The following is a 17,162-nucleotide window of genomic DNA, read 5'->3' as shown; positions in this document are numbered from 1 at the left end:
AGGTCCGGTCGGATTTCCCCGGGCTCCCCCGCTCCCCCGCCACGACGCCGCCGCCGCCGACCTACGCAACGACGTTCGGCAACGCGGCGTCAGCGCCGCCCGTATCCGCCGCCACCGGGTGTGTGCAGGACGAAGGCGTCACCGGGGTACACGTCCACGGAGGCGCAGCCCGCCATGGGTACGACGCTGCCGTCGGCCCGCTCGACGTGGTGTTCGCCCAGCGCGCCGGGCGAGCCGCCGGCCATTCCGTACGGCGGGATCCGGCGGTGCTGGGAGAGCACGCTGACGGTCATCGGTTCGCGGAAGCGGATCCTGCGCACGACTCCGTCACCGCCGTGCCAGCGTCCGGCTCCGCCGCTCCCGGTCCGTACCGAGAACTCTTCGACGAGGACCGGCAGGCGGAGCTCCAGTACCTCGGGGTCGGTGAGGCGGGAGTTCGTCATGTGGGTCTGTACGGCGGAGGCGCCGTGGAAGCCGGGCCCGGCGCCGGCGCCCGAGGCGACCGTCTCGTAGTACTGGTGGTGCTCGTTGCCGAAGGTGACGTTGTTCATGGTGCCGCTGCCCTCCGCCTGGGCGGACAGTGCCGCGTACAGGGCACCGGTGACGGCCTGGGAGGTCTCGACGTTGCCCGCGACGATGGCTGCGGGCGAGGCGGGAGCCAGCATGGAGCCGGGCGGGACGATGATCCGCAGCGGGCGCAGGCAGCCGTCGTTGAGGGGGATGTCCTGGGTGATGAGCGTGCGGAAGACGTACAGCACGGCTGCGGTGACCACGGAGGTCGGGGCGTTGAAGTTGGTGCCGAGCTGGGCCGAGGTACCGGTGAAGTCGACGGTCGCACAGCCCTGGACCGGGTCTGCGGTGACCCGGACGGCGATCACCGCCCCGGAGTCGGTGCGGTACCGGTACGTGCCGTCGCGCAGGGTCCTGACGGCCTCGCGGACGGCGGTCTCGGCGTTGTCCTGGACGTGCCGCATGTAGGACTGGACCACGTCGAGGCCGAAGTGGCGGATCATGCGGCCGACTTCCTCGACGCCCTTGGCGTTGGCGGCGATCTGGGCGCGCAGGTCGGCGAGGTTCGTTTCCGGGTTGCGGGAGGGGTGGCGTGCCCCGGTCAGCAGGGCCAGGGTCTCGGTCTCGCGCAGCCTGCCGTCCTGGACGAGCAGCCAGTTGTCGAAGAGGACGCCTTCTTCCTCGATGGTCCGGCTGTCGGCGGGCATGGAGCCGGGGGTCAGCCCGCCGATCTCGGCGTGGTGGCCGCGGGAGGCCACGAAGAACAGGATCCGGTCCGCCTGGGCGGTACCGTGCTCGCCGAAGACCGGGGTGATCACGGTGATGTCGGGCAGGTGGGTGCCGCCGTGGTAGGGATCGTTGACCCCGTAGGCGTCTCCGCGGCGCATGGTTCCGGCCCGGCGGCGCACGATCTCGCGGACGGCCGTCCCCATGGAGCCCAGATGCACGGGGATGTGCGGCGCGTTCGCGACCAGGTTGCCCTCGGGGTCGAACAGGGCGCAGGAAAAGTCCAGCCGCTCCTTGATGTTGACGGACTGGGCGGTGGCGGCCAGTCGGGCGCCCATCTGCTCGGCGACGGAGACGAACTGGCTGTTGAAGATCTCCAGCATGACGGGATCGGCACGGGTTCCCAGCTCGGCCCTGGCGGGCGGGGTCTGGCGTTCCAGGCGCAGGTGGCCGGTGTCGGTGACCGTGGCCTGCCAGCCCGGGTCCACGACGGTGGTGGCGTTCGCCTCGGTGATGACCGCAGGCCCCTGCAGGGTCGCACCGGCGCGCAGTCGTTCGCGCCGGCGGAGCGGGACCGTCTGCCAGCTGCCCCCCGCGTGGATACGGGTGGTCTTCTCACCGTCCTGGTCGGTGGCGGCGTCGGGCCCTTGCCACAGGTCCGGTGGTGATGTGATCGTCCGGGCCTCGCAGGACAGGGCGTCGACCACCAGCGGACGGTTCAGCAGGAACGAGTACAGCGTGCGGTGGCGTGCGGTGAACTCGTTCTCCATGGTGGTCGCATCGGCCAGCGCAACGGTGACGGGTGTGTCGGTGCCGTCGTAGCGCAGCCTCACCGAGTGCCGGACGCGAACGCCGGCCTCGGGGACATCCTCACCGCGCAGCACGCTGCGGGCCTCGGATTCGAGTTCCGACGCGGTGGCGCGGACCTGCGCCATGCCCGCCTCGTCGAGGGTGAGTTCGAGGGAGCGTTCCCGTACGGCCGTGACGTCCGCGAGTCCGATGCCGACCGCGGACAGGACTCCGGCCAGGGGCGGTACGAGCACGGTGCGGATGCCGAGGGAGTCGGCGACCGCGCAGGCATGCTGGCCTCCGGCGCCTCCGAAGGAGGTGAGGGCGTAGCGCCGGACGTCGTGGCCGCGTTGTACGGAGATGCGTTTGACGGCTGCCGTCACGTTCGCCACGGCGACCTGAAGGAAGCCCTCGGCCACCTCCTCCGGGGTCCTGAGGTCGCCGGTGGCCACGTGGATCCGGTCGGCCAGGGCGGCGAACTCCCTTCGTACGACGGCCTCGTCGAGGGGCTCGTCGCCGCCCGGGCCGAAGACCCGGGGGAAGTGGGCGGGCACGATGCGCCCCAGCATCACGTTGGCGTCGGTGACGGTCAGCGGACCGCCCGCGCGGTAGCAGGCTGGACCCGGTTGCGCGCCGGCGGAGTCCGGGCCCACGCGGTAACGGCCACCCGCGAAGCGCAGTACGGAGCCGCCGCCCGCGGCGACGGTGTGGATGTCGAGCATCGGCGCCTGGAGGCGGATGCCCGCGACCTGGGTCGTGGTCACTCGGTCGAAGGTGCCTGCGAAGTGGGAGACGTCGGTGGACGTGCCCCCCATGTCGAAGCCCACGACGTGGTCGTGGCCGGCCTGTTGGGACAGCCGGGCCATGCCGACGATGCCTCCGGCCGGACCGGAGAGGATCGCGTCCTTTCCGAGGAGACGGTCCGCGGCGGCGAGCCCTCCGTTGGACTGCATGAACATCACGGGGACGCCCTCGAGCTGCCGCGTCACCTGGCGGACGTATCGGTGCAGGGCCGGCGAGAGGTACGCGTCGGCCACCGCCGTATCCCCGCGTGGGACCAGCCTGGTCAGTCTTCCGGTGGCCCCGGAGAGGGAGATCTGGGTGAAGCCGATGCGGTCGGCGAGCTCCCCGATCGCCCGCTCGTGGGCAGGATGAAGGGCGCTGTGCAGACAGACCACGGCGACGGCGCGGATCCCGTCGTCGTACGCCTCCTGGAGGTCGGCGGCGAGGGTGTCGAGGTCCGGCGGGCGCAGGACCTCGCCCTGTGCGGTGACGCGTTCGTCGACCTCGACGACGCGCTCGTACAGGGGTTCGGGGAGGTTGATCGCCCGGTCGAAGAGGTGCGGCCGGTTCTGGTACCCGATCCGGAGGGCGTCGCGAAAGCCTCGGGTGACGACCAGGACGGTGCGCGCACCGCCGCGTTCGAGGAGCGCGTTGGTGGCGACAGTGGTTCCCATGCGTACCGCCTGGACCGCTGCCGGGGGGATGGCCTCGCCCGGGCGAAGGCCGAGCAGGGTGCGGATGCCCTCCACCGCCGCGTCGCGATAGCGGCCGGGGTTCTCGGAGAGGAGTTTGAGCGTGCTCAGGCCGCCGTCGGGCGTCAGGGCGACGACATCGGTGAAGGTGCCGCCCCTGTCGATCCAGAACTGCCGGCCGGGCCGGGGTGTGATGGCCATGTCCGTGGCGCTCCTTCCCGTGTCCTCCCTGCCGGGCGACCGCCCACTGCCCAGCATGGCCGGTGTGCGTGCCGCGGGGGCGGCGCCACACGCCGGGCCGCTGCGGTCGGGCACGCACGCTCCATACTGGACGGGCAGCGCCGGACAGCCCGGGAGGTGACCGTTCGTGATCCCGATGGCACTGGGTGTGTGTCGTGAGTCCGCTCCGGGCGACCGTCGTGTGGCGCTCGTCCCCCGTGCCGTGCGCGAGGTCCAGGCCATGGGGCTGGACGTGCTCGTCGAGTGCGGTGCGGGGGAGGGAGCAGGGCTGCCCGACCGTGCCTACCGTGCGGCAGGTGCCAAGGTCGTCACGCGCAGCGAGGTCCTCTCCAAAGCCGCGGTCGTCGCGGGCATACGGGTACCCGTCGGGTGCGCATTCCGCCGCGGACAGGCCGTCGTGGCTCTTGTGGACCCGATGAGCGCCCTGTTCCAGGTGCGGCGGTGGGCTGACGAGGGGCTGACCGTGATCGGCCTGGACCTCGTACCCGAGGATCCGGCTGCGGCAAGGGCCTTCGATGCCGTCGCGTCGCTGGACCGGCTGGCCGGCTACAAGGCGGCCCTGCTCGCGGCCGACCTCCTCGACCGGCCCGTTCCGGCCGGTCGCACCCCGGGGTTCTGCTCCGCCGCGGCGCGAGTCCTGGTCATCGGACGGGGCACGGCCGCGCTGCAGGCGGCGCAGACCCTGCGCGACTTGGGGGCCGAGGTGTTCACGGGTGACAGCCGTCCCGGTGGCGGAGCGCCGGGTCCCGAGACCATGGACGTCGTCATCGCGACGGCCGGGTCCGGGTACCGCGGGCGGCCACCGACCCTGGTGACGGCCCGGTCTCTCGCCGGCATGCGGCCGGGTTCCGTGGTCGTCGACCTGTCCGCCGGTCCGGACGGCGGCACCGTGGCAGGCGTACGCGCCGGGGCCGTGTCGACCGCGGGCCGGGGGGTGGTGGTGGCCGGCGCGGGCCGGCTCGCCGAGCAACTGCCCCGCGCAGCCTCCGAGGCCTTCTCGCACCATGTCGTCGCGCTGCTGCATCACGCCGTGTCGGACGGGGAGCTGTGGATCGATCCGGCTGACCCCGCCCTGGCGGCCGTGCTGCTCACGCACGGCGGACTGGTCAGACAACCGGACGTATGGCGCTCGATCCTGACCGAGACTGCCGCGGCGGGGCTGCCCTGACCTGGGTGGGCGTGGGGCCACCGACGACGCGAGCACCGCTCGTCACGGCCTCCGCGCGTCCCCGCGCAGCTGATCGGCGGTGCGGGCCATCGCTGCCGCCCGCTGTGCGCACTCCTCGTAGCAACGGCCCAGTACCGCCGCGTCCACCGCATCGGACACGGGACAGAGCGGGCCGCCCGTCAGCAGCAAACGGCTCAGCGCGAGCTGGCGCACCGCGATGTCCGCCAGGTCCCGGTCCAACACGGCCGAGGGCGCCGTCAGGTGAAGGACGTCACCGGCCCGCGCCATCAGCCGAAGACAGGCCTCGCCGAGATCCCGCACGGGCTCCCGGACCGTTTCGGCGAGCGGGGGACCGGATTCCCGTGCCCCTGCGATGTCCCCTACCTGCTCGATCAGGACACCGATCCGTCCCGCGTCCTCCGTCACGTAGAGCGCCGTGAGAACTGACTGACGGTCCGTCTCCTGATCCGAGCCGCCGAGTCCGGCGGAGGCGATGTCAGCGGCCTCGCTCCGAAACGCGCGCAGTGTTCTGGCCATGACCGCCATGCGACGCTCGAAGTCCGGAGCGCCGACCGCGGCGACCGCGGCCGTGGCGGATTCCAGTGCGGCGTGCGACCGGTGCAGCAGGCCCGCTACGCGGCCGGCGTCCCGATCCGTCTCGGGACGAGCGGTTTCACCCACGTCGAGCTCCTCGTGTTGACGCCGGGGCCGGTGCTGCGCCTGCAGCCGCTGCACGGCTGACGGCCTGCTCCGGGCATTGTGCTGGCCCTGTGGCCGGGAAGGTCTGCCGGGTCGCGGCGTCCGGTGCGGTGCACCGCACGGCGCGGGGCCGTGGCCCGTACGGGACGTGCCGGCGCGGTCCGACAGCGCGGCGAGGTGCCGCGCCGGGAGCCGCGACCCGGTGGACCCCGCCGGTCACAGCACCGGCCGGCGACGCGTCCGCGGCAGCCGTGTGGTGGAAGGCCGGCGCCACCCTCACCGGGTTTGACGCCGCACGGTCGTGGCGGTGAACACCGCCGTGGCACCGGCGGTGACCGCCAGCAGCACGTATCCCCAGCTGTAGTCGTCTGCGGCTCCGTAGATGGCGCCCATGACCAGGGGCGGGAAGAAGCCGCCCAGACCTCCGGCGGCCCCGACGACACCGGTGACCGAGCCGACGCTCTCCGGGGGCACGAGGCGGGCGACGAGTGCGAACACGGCGCCCGACGCCGTGCCCAGGGCGGCCGCCATTGCGAGGAAGTCGAGCGTGGCGATGGGGATCAGCGGCAACTCGAAGGAGGCGAGGAGGGCGAGTGCGCACACGGTCGCGTACGAGGTGATGAGGACGGGCACGGGGTGCCGACGGTCGGAGAGCCATCCGCCGATCGGGCGCATGGCGACCGCGAGGACGACGAAGCCGGCGGTGCGCAGGGCCGCGTCGGACCGTCCGAGGTCGTATGCGGTGGTGAGGTAGGTGGGCAGGTAGACGCTGAACGCGACGAAGCCGCCGAAGGCCACGGCGTAGAGGAAGGCCAGTTGCCCGGTGGCGGGCATCCGCAGGGTCTCCGTGGTGCGCGCGAGCAGGGAGCCGGCGGGCACGACCCGGCCCGGTCTGTCGCGCAGGAGGAGGTGGGCTGCGGCGGCGTACGCGACCAGGAGGCAGGCGACCAGGTCGAAGGGAAAGGAGGGCCCGACGGCATCGGCCAGCTGCACGGTGGTGAAGGACGACAGGGCGGTACCACCCGTGCCGACGCCGAAGATCCCCAGTGCCAGTCCGCGCCGCTCCGGCGGGTACCAGGCATTGACGAACGGCACACCGACGGCGAACGCCGTCCCGCCCAGGCCGAGGAAGAACCCGCCGATGAGCACCTCGGCCAGCGAGTCGGCCAGATGGCCGAGGTAGAGAACGGGCAGGACGGTGAGGCCCGCGACGAGCGGGAACATCCGGCGGGCGCCGAGGCGGTCGGTGAGGGCGCCTACGGGGATCCGGCCGAGCGAGCCGACGATCACCGGTACCGCCACGACGAGGGCCTGCTGAAAGGAGGTCAGGTCCAGGTCGTCCCGGAGGGTCGGGCCGAGTGGTGCCAGCAGGGCCCACGCCCAGAAGCACAGCAGGAACCCCGCCGTGGCCAGAGCGAGCATCCGCGTCGACCGTGCGGATCCGTCCGTCTGACCTGCTTGCGGTGTCGGCCTGCGGCTCAAGGCAACGTCTCCTTCGCAAGGCGGGTTGCCCCGCTCTTCGGCTCGCTCACGATGCTGACGCGTGCCCGGCCCGTCTCTTCGCGCGACTCGCCCGCAGCTGAGGATGATGCTCATCCCGTACGGCCGGACGCCGGTCGTGAGCGACGTGATGACGCCGACGGTCGTGGCCGTCGGACGCGACCGTCAGCGGCCCGCCCTCGGGGAGGTCGTCCGGACCACGGAGCAGGGGAAGGTCGGTGCCGTGCCCTGCCGGTCCTGGAGGGCGCAGGGCCCGCCACTCACTCTTCGGCCGGACTGATGCGGCGCCCGGTGAGGCGCGTGGGCCGGATCGACACCCACATCTCGCGCTCGCCCCCCGCCCACGGTCTGGTGTGGGCACGCTCGGCCAGCCGCCGAACCTCGTCGGGATCCGTGACGACCCGTGCGGGGCCGACGGCGAGCACGCTCCAGCCCTGGCTCATGGCTACGTCCACATGGTCGACCTCGAACGCGACGTCCGATCCCACGGCCGCCGCAGGGGCCGAGTCCGGCGCGGTCCGGAAGGCGATCGCACCGTCGATGACCTCGTAGTTCACCGGGACGACCGCCGGGCCGTCGGGCGTCGAGACCGCGACGCGGCCCACGCCGTGCGTGGAGAGCCGGGCGCGGCATTCGTCGGGGCCGAGGTCCCGCAGCTGAGGGTGGAGGAGCGCCTGGCCCCGGCCGGGGGGCAGATCCGAGCCGCTCCCGCGCAGGGCTGCGACGCTCGTGCCGAGCGCGTCGGCCAGCCTGATGAGACTGGCCGGGCTCGGGTCGGCCGGCCGTTCTTCGAGGTACGCCAGGTAGTCCGGCGCCATTCTGGCGCGGCGAGCTGTCTCCGGCCGGGTCAGCCCTTGTCGCCTGCGTTCGGCGGCGACGCGTCGGCCGATGTCTCCGGGGTGGGGACGGCCCGCGGGCGGGGTTCCGGGCCCGGCATCCACCTGTTCGCCTACGCTCCCGGGCGGCCGGTGTTCGAGGTGTCGGACATGCGCGTCGGGTCCGGGAAACACGAGCGTGACCTCGCCCGTGTCCGACCAGCGCACGTCGTAGGGAGGGGTGCCGTCCTCGTGGTGGAGTCCGACGATCTCGCCGTCGCGCCTGGTAGCGCCGGTGGCCGTGCTTTCGACAATGAGTTGATCGCCGCGTTCAGCTCGCATGATCGCCGCCGTTTCCTCAGGATGTTGCTGTACCCAACGTGCCACGCGCGGTGTGCCACCGCACGGGTGGGAGGCCCCGATCCGGAGAGACGAGCGGGCCGGTCTCGGCCGGCCGACCCCAGGCGGGTCCTGCGCGGCCTCCTTCCCGGTGGCCGGCTCCGGACACGCCGGAGACGTGATCACCCCTTGCTGTCACCCCGCGGAACGGAGAAAGAGATGCACCACCGCACGGTCGCAGAGCTCATGACCCGGGACGTCGTGCGGGCACGACGCGACATGCCTTTCAAGGAAATCGTGAAGCTGTTGGCGGACAACGACGTGACCGCCGTACCGGTGGTCGACGAGCTGGACCGTCCCATGGGCGTGGTGTCCGAGGCGGACCTGCTGCGCAAGTCCTCCGCACAGGCCGATCCGTCCGGACGGACACCGATTCCGCATCTGGAGGCGTGGGAGCGGGCCAAGGCCGAGGGCGCGAGGGCCGAGGAGCTGATGTCGGCTCCCGCCGTGTGCGCCCGTCCGGACTGGACCGTGGTCGAGGCCGCCCGTCTGATGGCGGTCCAGAACGTCAAGCGACTGCCCGTGGTCGACGAGACGGACAGGCTCCGGGGCATCGTCAGCCGCGGCGACCTGCTGCGGGTCTTCCTGCGTCATGACGACGCCATCCGCGACGAGATCACCGGAGACGTGCTGCAGCGGACGATGGGCCGTGTTGCCGCGGAAGTGACGGTCGAGGTGCGCGAGGGGCGGGTGTCCCTCGGCGGCTCCGTCGAGGCCAAGAGCCTGATCCCCGTCATCGAGCGGCTGTGCCGAAGTGTTGACGGCGTGGTGTCGGTCTCCGGGGACATCAGGTACGGGACCGACGACTCCCGGAGTTCCCCCGCCGACTCATGAGGGTGAAGCCGCGCAAGCGGGGTGAAGCCACGCGAGCGCCCCGGTCCTCGGCGTACGAGTGCGCCACCGTGCCCGCCGCGGGCACGCTTTCGGCGGAGCGCGGCGACATCACCCGTCCGGCGCGAAAGCCCGCCTCGCGCCGAGCCGGGCGGGCCGTGAGCCGCCCCGTAGCCCATACGGGTGCGCCGCGGGAAGAAGTCCACGACCGGGTGTCCCGCCGGCAGCGGGCACCCGCCCCGCGGCGTTCGAGGCGATCGCCTTCTGGCAGCCCGGCTGTCGGGCGGCCGATTGCCGACGAGGGGGCTGCCCGTCCGGGCTCCCGCCCCACCGACCACATGCGCCGAAGAACGATGTGAGGTACTCCTCGAATGGGGAAGCGGCGTTCTCGGCCCGAAGGCTCGGACGTCGCACATCGGCCCCTTGCAGGTACACACGAGACGGAGGCAGTTGCCATGGAGCCAGTCGTCACCGTGGGGCTCGACGGCTCACCCGAGAGCCTGGCAGCCGCTCGTTGGGCCGCCGACGAGGCCGAGCACCGCAGACTCACGCTGCGCCTGCTGCACGCATGGCCCTTGCTGGCGCCGGAACCGACCCGTGTGCCCTCGGAGATCGATCAGAACTACTGGGCGAAGCGGCTCGTACACAACGCGCGCGCGGAGCTTCAGGCCCACCATCCGGGCCTCACCATCGTCGGCAACCTGGTCCCCGACGACGCCGAGACCGCCCTGCTCCACGCGGCGTCGGAGTCCGAGCTGCTCGTGCTCGGGTCACGCGCGATGGAGCCCGTCGCGAGCTACTTCCTGGGCGACATCAGCATGCCCGTCGTCGCACGGGCTGATCGGCCGGTGGTCCTGGTGCGTGCCGAAGCGGGCGGAAAAGAGCCCTCGCCCACTGCTGCAGGCGCCGTCGTGGTGGCGCTGAAACTGCACGGCCCCTGCGACGACCTGCTCGGATTCGCCTTCGAGGCTGCCGCGAGGCGCGGCGCGCCTCTCCGCGTCGTCCACGGCCGGAGCCTGCCGGTCCATGCGCACACCCCCTGGGGCGTGGACCACAACGTCACCAAGGAGATCACCGAGGAGGCGCAGGAGCAGCTGGACAAAGTCCTCCGCTCCTGGCGCGAGAAGTTCCCGGGCGTGGAGCTCGTCGACGACATCCGTCTCAAGAGCCCCGCCGAGGCCGTCGTACGGGCCGCCGAAGGGGCCGGGCTGCTGGTCGTGGGCCGCCGCAAGCACCGTGCCGCCCTGGCACCGCGCCTGGGCCCGGTGGCCCATGCGGCCCTGCACCATGCGCAGTGCCCCATCGCCGTGGTTCCCCATGACTGAGCACAGCCGTCACGGGGAGCCGGCCCCGTCGGCGCAGCGGACCGACGCGTCCGTGCTCCGGACCGGTGCCGCCCTCGACGTGCCACTGCTCCCGCGGGCGGAGGTGCGCGAAACCCACACCGCGATCGTGTTCTTCGCCGGCGACCGCGCCTACAAGGTCAAGAAGCCGGTCGACCTGAAGTTCCTGGACTACACGACCGTGGAGAAACGGCGGGCCGCGTGCGAGCGGGAAGTCGCTCTCAACCGCCGCTTCGCGCCCGACGTCTACCTGGGTGTCGGTGAGATCCGGGTCCCGCACGCGGAAGCACCCGAGCCCCTCGTGGTGATGCACCGCATGCCGGCGGAGCGTCGCCTGTCCCGGCTCGTACAGGACGGCGCGCCGGTCGACGATGCCCTGCGGGCCATTGCCCGGCTGCTCGCTGCCCGTCACGCGGACGCGCCCCGCAGTCCGGAGGTGGACGCGCAGGGAACGCGGGACGCGCTGTCCTCTCGCTGGGAGGCGAGCTTCGCGCAGGTCCGCGCGCTGGCCGAAGACGGCCACGTGCCCGACGGCGTGGAGGAGATCGAACGGCTGGTACGCCGCTATCTCGCCGGCCGTGAACCGCTGTTCGACCTGCGCATCAAACAAGGCCGGACGGTGGACGGCCACGGGGACCTGCTCACCGAGGACATCTTCTGCCTCGACGACGGCCCGCGTCTCCTGGACTGCCTGGAGTTCGACGACCACCTTCGGTACGTCGACGGCCTCGACGACGCCGCGTTCCTCGCCATGGACCTGGAACAGCTCGGTGCCCCGGACGCCGCGGCGCTCTTCCTCGCCTGGTACGGCGAGTACTCCGGCGACCCGGCACCGCCCTCCCTGCGGCACCACTACGTCGCCTACCGCGCCTTCGTCCGCGCCAAGGTCTCCCTGATCCAGGCGCGCCAGGGCGCGCCCGGGACGGACCTCGCCGCACGCCGACTGATCACGACGACCCTGCGTCACCTGCGGACCTCCGCCGTCGGCCTGACACTCGTCGGCGGGCTCCCCGGCAGCGGGAAGTCCACGCTCTCCGGCGCGCTGGCCGATCGCCTGGGCGTCACGCTGCTCAGCAGCGACCGGCTCCGCAAGGAGCTGGCGGGCATCCCGGCGGACCAGCCCGCTGCCGCCGCCTACGGCGAGGGCCTGTACACCCCCGAGTGGACCGCCAGAACGTATACGGCCCTGCTCGACCGGGCATCCGCCCTGCTGTCCCTCGGCGAGTCCGTCGTCCTGGACGCCACCTGGTCCGCCGCGGGGCAGCGCGAAGCCGCCCAGCGTACGGCCGACCGCACCAGCGCCGACCTCGTGGCCCTGCACTGCCGGGTTCCGGTCGACGTGGCGGCGGCCCGGCTGGACACGCGCGCCCACGGGGCGTCCGACGCCGACGCGGAGGTGGCCACCGCCATGGCGGAGAAGGAGCCGCCGTGGGCCGAGGCCGTCACGGTCGACACCAGCGGCTCCTTGGAGGCCGCGGTCTTCCAGGCGCTGGCCGCCGTACGCCCGTACGGCAGCGGCCAGGCCCCTGTCTTCCGCCGGCCCTACATGGAGCCCGGATAGGCCCTGTGTACGCCGGGCCGGGAACGAAGCCGGACCGTTGCCGTCCTTCAACGAGCCGGGCGGCGGCCCTGCGAAGAGCTGCCTCCAATCCATGCCCCCTGCGGAAAGGGGGCTGGTCGGCCCTTCGATCGGGACCGATCGGCCCTCCTTCCCGCGGCCGGGCGGGGGTGCCATGGAACTGAGCAGCCCTCGGCTCGATGGTGCCGGGGAGCTGCCGCCACCCGCACGGGGCCGGGGACCGGGTCTTCCGCGCCGGGAGTCCCCGCCTGCCGGATGCGCTGTCGCGTGTTCTCACGGCCGCGCCCTGAATCCGGACGGGCCCGTCGCAGTGCGGCACGGGGCGCGCTCGGCGACTCTGGAAGCAGTGTCGAGAGGAGTCGCCCCGTGCGCTGGGAGACGATCCACAAGGACACCCCGCCGGGCGTCACGCCTCATCTCGCCGACTACGACCGGGCGCGTTCCGAGTTCACCTGGTCGCAGGCCCGTACCGCGCTGGCCGGGCTGCCCGGTGGCGGGCTCAACATCGCCCACGAGGCGGTCGACCGGCATGCCGGGCCGGATCACGGTGACAAGGTGGCCCTGCGGTGCGTCGCGCGTGACGACACCGTCTCGACGGTCACCTACGCCGGGCTGGCCCGTCGTACCGCCCGCTTCGCGAACGTCTTGCGCTCGCTCGGCGTCGGCCGCGCAGCCCGGGTGTTCACCCTGCTGGGCCGCTGTCCCGAGCTCTACACCGCGGTGCTCGGCACGCTGAAGAACACCAGTGTGCTGTGCCCGCTCTTCTCCGCCTTCGGACCCGACCCGGTGGAACAGCGGCTGCGGCTCGGCGACGCCCGCGTACTGGTGACGACCGCGGCCCTGTACCGGCGCAAGGTCGCCGACCGGCGGGCATCGCTCCCGGGTCTCCAGCACGTGCTCATCGTCGGGCCCGGTTCCGAGGACCTTCCCGGCACCGCCTCCTTCGACGCGCTGATGGCTTCGGCGTCCGACGGCTTCACCATCCCGCCGACCTCCCCCGAGGACATGGCTCTGCTGCACTTCACCAGCGGAACCACCGGGACGCCCAAGGGCGCGATCCACGTCCACGAAGCGGTGGTCGCCCACTACGCCACGGCGGCGTACGCGCTCGATCTGCACCCGCAGGACGTGTACTGGTGCACCGCCGATCCCGGCTGGGTCACCGGCATGTCGTACGGGATCATCGCCCCGCTCGTCCACGGTGTGACCGTCGTCGTCGACGAGGGCGATTACGACGCCCGACGCTGGTACCGGATCCTCGGCGAGCAGCGTGTCAGCGTCTGGTACACGGCACCCACCGCCTTGCGCATGCTCATGCGCTCCACACCCCGCCAGGGCCCGTACGACCTGCCGCGCTCGTACGACCTGTCGGCGCTGCGGTTCATCGCCTCCGTCGGCGAGCCCCTGAACCCCGAGGCCGTGATGTGGGGCCAGGACGTGCTGGGCCTTCCGGTGCACGACAACTGGTGGCAGACCGAGACCGGCTGCATCATGATCGCGAACTATGCCGCCTGCGACATCAGGCCCGGCTCGATGGGGCGACCACTGCCCGGGGTCGAGGTGACCGTCCTCGAACGCGGGGACGACGGCCGGGCACTGACCACCAACGGCAGGGTCACCGAGGTGGAAGGCCCGGACACGGAGGGCGAGCTGGCGCTCCGGCCGGGCTGGCCGTCCATGTTCCGCGGCTATCTGCACGACACGGAGCGGTACGAGGCGTCGTTCGCCGACGGCTGGTACCTCACCGGCGATCTGGTCAAGCGCGATGCGGACGGCTGGTACTGGTTCGTCGGGCGCGCCGACGACGTCATCAAGTCGGCGGGGCACCTGATCGGCCCGTTCGAGGTGGAGAGCGCGCTGATGGAGCACCCGGCGGTCGCGGAGGCCGGCGTGATCGGCCGGCCGGACCCGGTCGCCGGGAACATCGTCAAGGCGTTCGTGTCGTTGCAGCCCGGCACGGAAGCGACCCCCGTGCTGGAGCGTGAGCTGCTCGCCTTCGCCCGTCGCAGGCTCGGCCCGGCCGTCGCACCGCGGGAGATCGCCTTCGACCCGGACCTGCCCAAGACCCGCAGCGGCAAGGTCATGCGACGGCTGCTGCGCGCCCGCGAACTCGGGCTGCCCACCGGCGACCTGTCCACCCTGGAGGGATCCGCATGAGCCCCGTCCACGGCACCCGCGGACGAAAGTCCGCGCAGAACGCACAGACCGGGACCACAGCCACCCCCGCGCGGACCGGGGTCGCCGCGAAGGGTGCAGCCGGGGAGGGAACGCCCTCGGCCGACCGCGCGGCGGGCGGGCACCGGGGTGCGCTGCTGGTCTCCATGCTGCGCATCCGGCGCTTCGAGGAGCGATGCGTCGAGTTGTACAGCGCCGCGAGCATCCGCGGATTCGTCCACCTCTACATCGGCGAGGAGGCCGTCGCGGTCGGCATCAACGAGGCGCTCACTCCCGAGGACGCGGTGGTCTCCACCTACCGTGAGCACGGCCACGCGCTCGCCCGCGGGGTCCCCGCCGAGGCCGTCATGGCCGAGATGTACGGCAGGACGACCGGGTGCAGTGGCGGGCGGGGCGGGTCCATGCACCTGTTCGACGCGAGCCGCCGCTTCTTCGGTGGCAACGCCATCGTCGCCGGCGGTCTCCCCCTGGCCGCCGGTCTCGCCCTCGCCGACCGCATGCGCGAGCAGCCCCGCGTCACCTGCTGCTTCTTCGGCGACGGGGCCTTCGCCGAGGGTGAGTTCCACGAGACGGCCAACCTCGCGGCGTTGTGGCACCTGCCGCTGCTGCTGGTCTGCGAGAACAACCTCTACGCCATGGGAACGGCCATCGAACGGCACGAGGCACAGACCGATCTGGCCATGCGCGCCGCCTCGTACGGCATGGTCGCCTGGGCGGTGGACGGCATGGACGTCGAAGCCGTCGAGCAGGCGGCCCGCCGGGCCACCGAGAGCATCCGGGCAGGTGGCGGCCCTCACTTCCTGGAACTGCGCACCTACCGCTTCCGCGCCCACTCCATGTACGACCCCGACCGCTACCGGGACAAGTCGGAGGTCGAGCAGTGGAAGGGCCGGGACCCGGTCAAACGGCTCACGGAGCGCATGCGCGAGAACGGTGAGCTGGACGACGAGGAGCTCGCCCGGATCGAGCACCGGGTCACCGAGGAGGTCGACCGCGCCGTCGAAGCGGCCGAGCAGGCACCCGAGGAGCCGGTCGAGAGCCTGCTCCGCCATGTCACCAGTGCCTCGGCGGAGGTGAGCTGACCATGGGCGCCGCCCAGCCGGAGGAGGGGAAGACCACCTACCGGGAAGCGATGCGCGACGCACCCGTGGAGCGGGTGTGCAGCGCCGAGGTTCCCATTCCCTATGCCAGGCGGCTGGAGGAGGCCGCCCTGCCCCAGACCGCCGACATCGTCGCGGCGGCACGTCGGGCGGTGGACTGACCATGGCCGAGTTCACCATGCCGTCGCTGGGCGCCGACATGGACGAGGGCACACTCCTGGAATGGCTGGTGCAACCCGGCGACCGGGTCCGCAAAGGCGATCCCGTCGCGGTCGTCGAGACCGCGAAGTCCACGATCGAGGTGGAGTGCTTCGAGACCGGGACGATGGCGAAGGTGCTCGTCCAGCCGGGTGCCACGGTGCCGGTGGGCACGGCGCTCGCGCTGATCGAGGCGACCGCGGAGGAACCCGGGAAGACCGGGGGGAAACCTCCGGACCGGCGGGCGCCGAAGCCCACGGCGCCGCCCCTGCGGCCCGAACCCGCCGCCCCGGCTCCGGTACCGTCCGCCGACGGACGGGGACACGGCGAAGCGGGCCCCTTGACCCGGCACCTCGCGGAAGTCAGCGGCGTCGACCTGGAAGCCCTCCAGGGATCCGGACCGGGAGGCCGCGTGACCCGAACGGACGTCCGGCGAGCAGCGGCAGCCGAAGCCGCCACGACCGCCGCGCCGCCGTCGCGCATCCGGGCCACTCCGCTCGCCCGGCGACTCGCCGCCGAGCTGGGCGTCGACCTGGCCTCCGTGGCCGGCACCGGAAGGGACGGCGCCGTCCGCGCCGCGGATGTACGCAAGGCGGCCCCCGGACCGGCAGCCACGGCCGCAGCCGCGGCCACACGCCCCGTCGCCGCCCCACGCCCCGTCGCCGCCCCGGTGCCCCGTTCAGAGGTCCGGGCGGCCACCATGCGCCGGGCGATCGCCGGCCTGATGGCCCGCGCCAATCGGGAGATCCCGCACTACTACCTGTCCACGACCGTCGACATGGCCGCCGCCATGGGCTGGCTGCACGAGTACAACCGCCGCAGTCCGGTCGCCGAGCGGCTGCTTCCCGCCGCCCTGCTCCTCAAGGCGGCGGCCCTCGCGGCCCGGGAGGTCCCCGAGCTCAACGGCTTCTGGACCGACGACCACTTCACGGCGGGCGAGGGCGTACACCTCGGGGTGGCGGTGTCCCTGCGCGGCGGCGGGCTCATCGCCCCGGCCCTGCACGACGCCGACACCCTCGGACTCCCCCAGCTGATGACCGCCTTGAAGGACCTGGTCGCCCGCACCCGCACCGGCCGGCTCCGCGGCTCCGAGGTGTCCGACGCCACGATCACGGTCACCAATCTCGGCGATCAGGGAGTGGAAGCCGTCTTCGGCGTCATCCACCCACCGCAGGTGGCCCTGGTCGGCTTCGGCCGGGTCGTCGACCGGCCGACCGCCGTCGACGGCCTGCTGGGCGTGCGGCCCGTGGTCACGGCCACCCTGTCGGCGGACCACCGCGCGACGGACGGCGCCGTCGGCGCCCGCTACCTGACAGCGGTCGAACGTCACTTGCAGAGGCCGGAGCAGCTATGAACCGCACAGAAGCACTGGTCATCGTCAAGGAGTCGATGGCAAGCGTCGTCCCCGGCGCCGACTTGGACGCCCTGGGCCCCGACGACACGTTCCGCGACGTCCTCGAAATGGACTCCCTGGACTTCCTGAGTTTCGTCGAGACCCTCAGCGGACGGACCGGTGTCCGCATCGACGACGAGGACGCACCACGGCTCACCACCCTTTCCGGCAGCGCCGCCTTCCTCGTCGACCGTACAGAGTGAGGGAGAGGGAGAAGCGGGA

The 17,162-nt window shown here is 72.5% G+C and carries 13 protein-coding genes; 9 read left to right on the top strand and 4 right to left on the bottom strand.

Annotation, left to right across the window (positions count from 1 at the left end):
- Positions 1–89 precede the first annotated feature (89 nt).
- Complete coding sequence (locus tag ACFCZ1_RS05495) at positions 90–3,701, bottom strand: hydantoinase B/oxoprolinase family protein (RefSeq protein WP_376677046.1); 3,612 nt, start codon at positions 3,699–3,701, stop codon at positions 90–92.
- A gap of 175 nt (positions 3,702–3,876) precedes the next feature.
- Between ACFCZ1_RS05495 and ACFCZ1_RS05490 the strand changes: the two genes are divergently transcribed.
- On the top strand, positions 3,877–4,908 hold the full coding sequence (locus ACFCZ1_RS05490; RefSeq protein WP_376677108.1) for an NAD(P) transhydrogenase subunit alpha: 1,032 nt from the start codon (positions 3,877–3,879) through the stop codon (positions 4,906–4,908).
- Positions 4,909–4,950: 42 nt separating this feature from the next.
- On the opposite strand, the gene ACFCZ1_RS05485 is transcribed toward ACFCZ1_RS05490, so the two are convergent.
- From ACFCZ1_RS05485 to ACFCZ1_RS05475, 3 genes are all read right to left on the bottom strand, one after another.
- Complete coding sequence (locus ACFCZ1_RS05485; RefSeq protein ID WP_376677045.1) at positions 4,951–5,589, bottom strand: hypothetical protein; 639 nt, start codon at positions 5,587–5,589, stop codon at positions 4,951–4,953.
- Between the two features lie 294 nt (positions 5,590–5,883).
- Positions 5,884–7,029 carry a nitrate/nitrite transporter gene (locus ACFCZ1_RS05480; protein ID WP_376677044.1) on the bottom strand — a complete coding sequence of 382 codons (1,146 nt, stop codon included), beginning with the start codon at positions 7,027–7,029 and terminating at the stop codon, positions 5,884–5,886.
- A 338-nt stretch (positions 7,030–7,367) separates the two neighbouring features.
- Positions 7,368–8,264, bottom strand: a complete 897-nt coding sequence (locus ACFCZ1_RS05475; RefSeq protein WP_376677043.1) for a pyridoxamine 5'-phosphate oxidase family protein — start codon at positions 8,262–8,264, stop codon at positions 7,368–7,370.
- Between the two features lie 216 nt (positions 8,265–8,480).
- On the opposite strand from ACFCZ1_RS05475, the gene ACFCZ1_RS05470 reads away from it, so the two are divergent.
- The 8 genes from ACFCZ1_RS05470 (at position 8,481) to ACFCZ1_RS05435 (ending at position 17,143) form a co-directional block, all read left to right on the top strand.
- Entirely contained in the window at positions 8,481–9,155 is a 675-nt protein-coding gene (locus tag ACFCZ1_RS05470) for a CBS domain-containing protein (RefSeq protein ID WP_376677042.1), read from the top strand.
- Between the two features lie 452 nt (positions 9,156–9,607).
- A complete protein-coding gene (locus tag ACFCZ1_RS05465; protein WP_376677041.1) occupies positions 9,608–10,477 on the top strand; it encodes a universal stress protein in 870 nt (289 codons plus the stop codon).
- 103 nt (positions 10,478–10,580) lie between these two features.
- A complete protein-coding gene (locus ACFCZ1_RS05460; protein ID WP_376677107.1) occupies positions 10,581–12,056 on the top strand; it encodes an AAA family ATPase in 1,476 nt (491 codons plus the stop codon).
- Positions 12,057–12,440: 384 nt separating this feature from the next.
- Positions 12,441–14,231, top strand: a complete 1,791-nt coding sequence (acsA, locus tag ACFCZ1_RS05455) for an acetate--CoA ligase (protein ID WP_376677040.1) — start codon at positions 12,441–12,443, stop codon at positions 14,229–14,231.
- Positions 14,228–15,331 (top strand): pyruvate dehydrogenase (acetyl-transferring) E1 component subunit alpha, encoded by a 1,104-nt coding sequence (gene pdhA, locus ACFCZ1_RS05450; RefSeq protein ID WP_376677039.1) that lies wholly within the window; start codon positions 14,228–14,230, stop codon positions 15,329–15,331. Before acsA ends, pdhA begins: the two co-directional genes overlap by 4 nt.
- Before the next feature lie 2 nt (positions 15,332–15,333).
- A complete protein-coding gene (locus tag ACFCZ1_RS05445; protein WP_376677038.1) occupies positions 15,334–15,510 on the top strand; it encodes a hypothetical protein in 177 nt (58 codons plus the stop codon).
- 2 nt (positions 15,511–15,512) lie between these two features.
- Entirely contained in the window at positions 15,513–16,901 is a 1,389-nt protein-coding gene (locus ACFCZ1_RS05440) for a 2-oxo acid dehydrogenase subunit E2 (protein WP_376677037.1), read from the top strand.
- Entirely contained in the window at positions 16,898–17,143 is a 246-nt protein-coding gene (locus ACFCZ1_RS05435) for an acyl carrier protein (protein ID WP_376677036.1), read from the top strand. The genes ACFCZ1_RS05440 and ACFCZ1_RS05435 overlap by 4 nt, the downstream gene beginning before the upstream one ends.
- Positions 17,144–17,162: the final 19 nt, after the last annotated feature.

This window comes from Streptomyces sp. NPDC056224 (genome assembly GCF_042267665.1).
Classification (GTDB): domain Bacteria; phylum Actinomycetota; class Actinomycetes; order Streptomycetales; family Streptomycetaceae; genus Streptomyces.
Note: the sequence above shows the minus strand (reverse complement) of the source record. Positions and strands in the feature narration are given on the sequence as shown.

Bases quoted from the DNA above. Each gene is read 5' to 3' on its own strand.
- ACFCZ1_RS05435 (WP_376677036.1), top strand. From the start codon at position 16,898: ATGAACCGCACAGAAGCACTGGTCATCGTCAAGGAGTCGATGGCAAGC.
- ACFCZ1_RS05470 (WP_376677042.1), top strand. From the start codon at position 8,481: ATGCACCACCGCACGGTCGCAGAGCTCATGACCCGGGACGTCGTGCGG.
- ACFCZ1_RS05440 (WP_376677037.1), top strand. From the start codon at position 15,513: ATGGCCGAGTTCACCATGCCGTCGCTGGGCGCCGACATGGACGAGGGC.
- ACFCZ1_RS05475 (WP_376677043.1), bottom strand. From the start codon at position 8,264: ATGCGAGCTGAACGCGGCGATCAACTCATTGTCGAAAGCACGGCCACC.
- ACFCZ1_RS05490 (WP_376677108.1), top strand. From the start codon at position 3,877: ATGGCACTGGGTGTGTGTCGTGAGTCCGCTCCGGGCGACCGTCGTGTG.
- ACFCZ1_RS05480 (WP_376677044.1), bottom strand. From the start codon at position 7,029: ATGCTCGCTCTGGCCACGGCGGGGTTCCTGCTGTGCTTCTGGGCGTGG.
- pdhA (WP_376677039.1), top strand. From the start codon at position 14,228: ATGAGCCCCGTCCACGGCACCCGCGGACGAAAGTCCGCGCAGAACGCA.
- ACFCZ1_RS05445 (WP_376677038.1), top strand. From the start codon at position 15,334: ATGGGCGCCGCCCAGCCGGAGGAGGGGAAGACCACCTACCGGGAAGCG.
- ACFCZ1_RS05495 (WP_376677046.1), bottom strand. From the start codon at position 3,701: ATGGCCATCACACCCCGGCCCGGCCGGCAGTTCTGGATCGACAGGGGC.
- ACFCZ1_RS05465 (WP_376677041.1), top strand. From the start codon at position 9,608: ATGGAGCCAGTCGTCACCGTGGGGCTCGACGGCTCACCCGAGAGCCTG.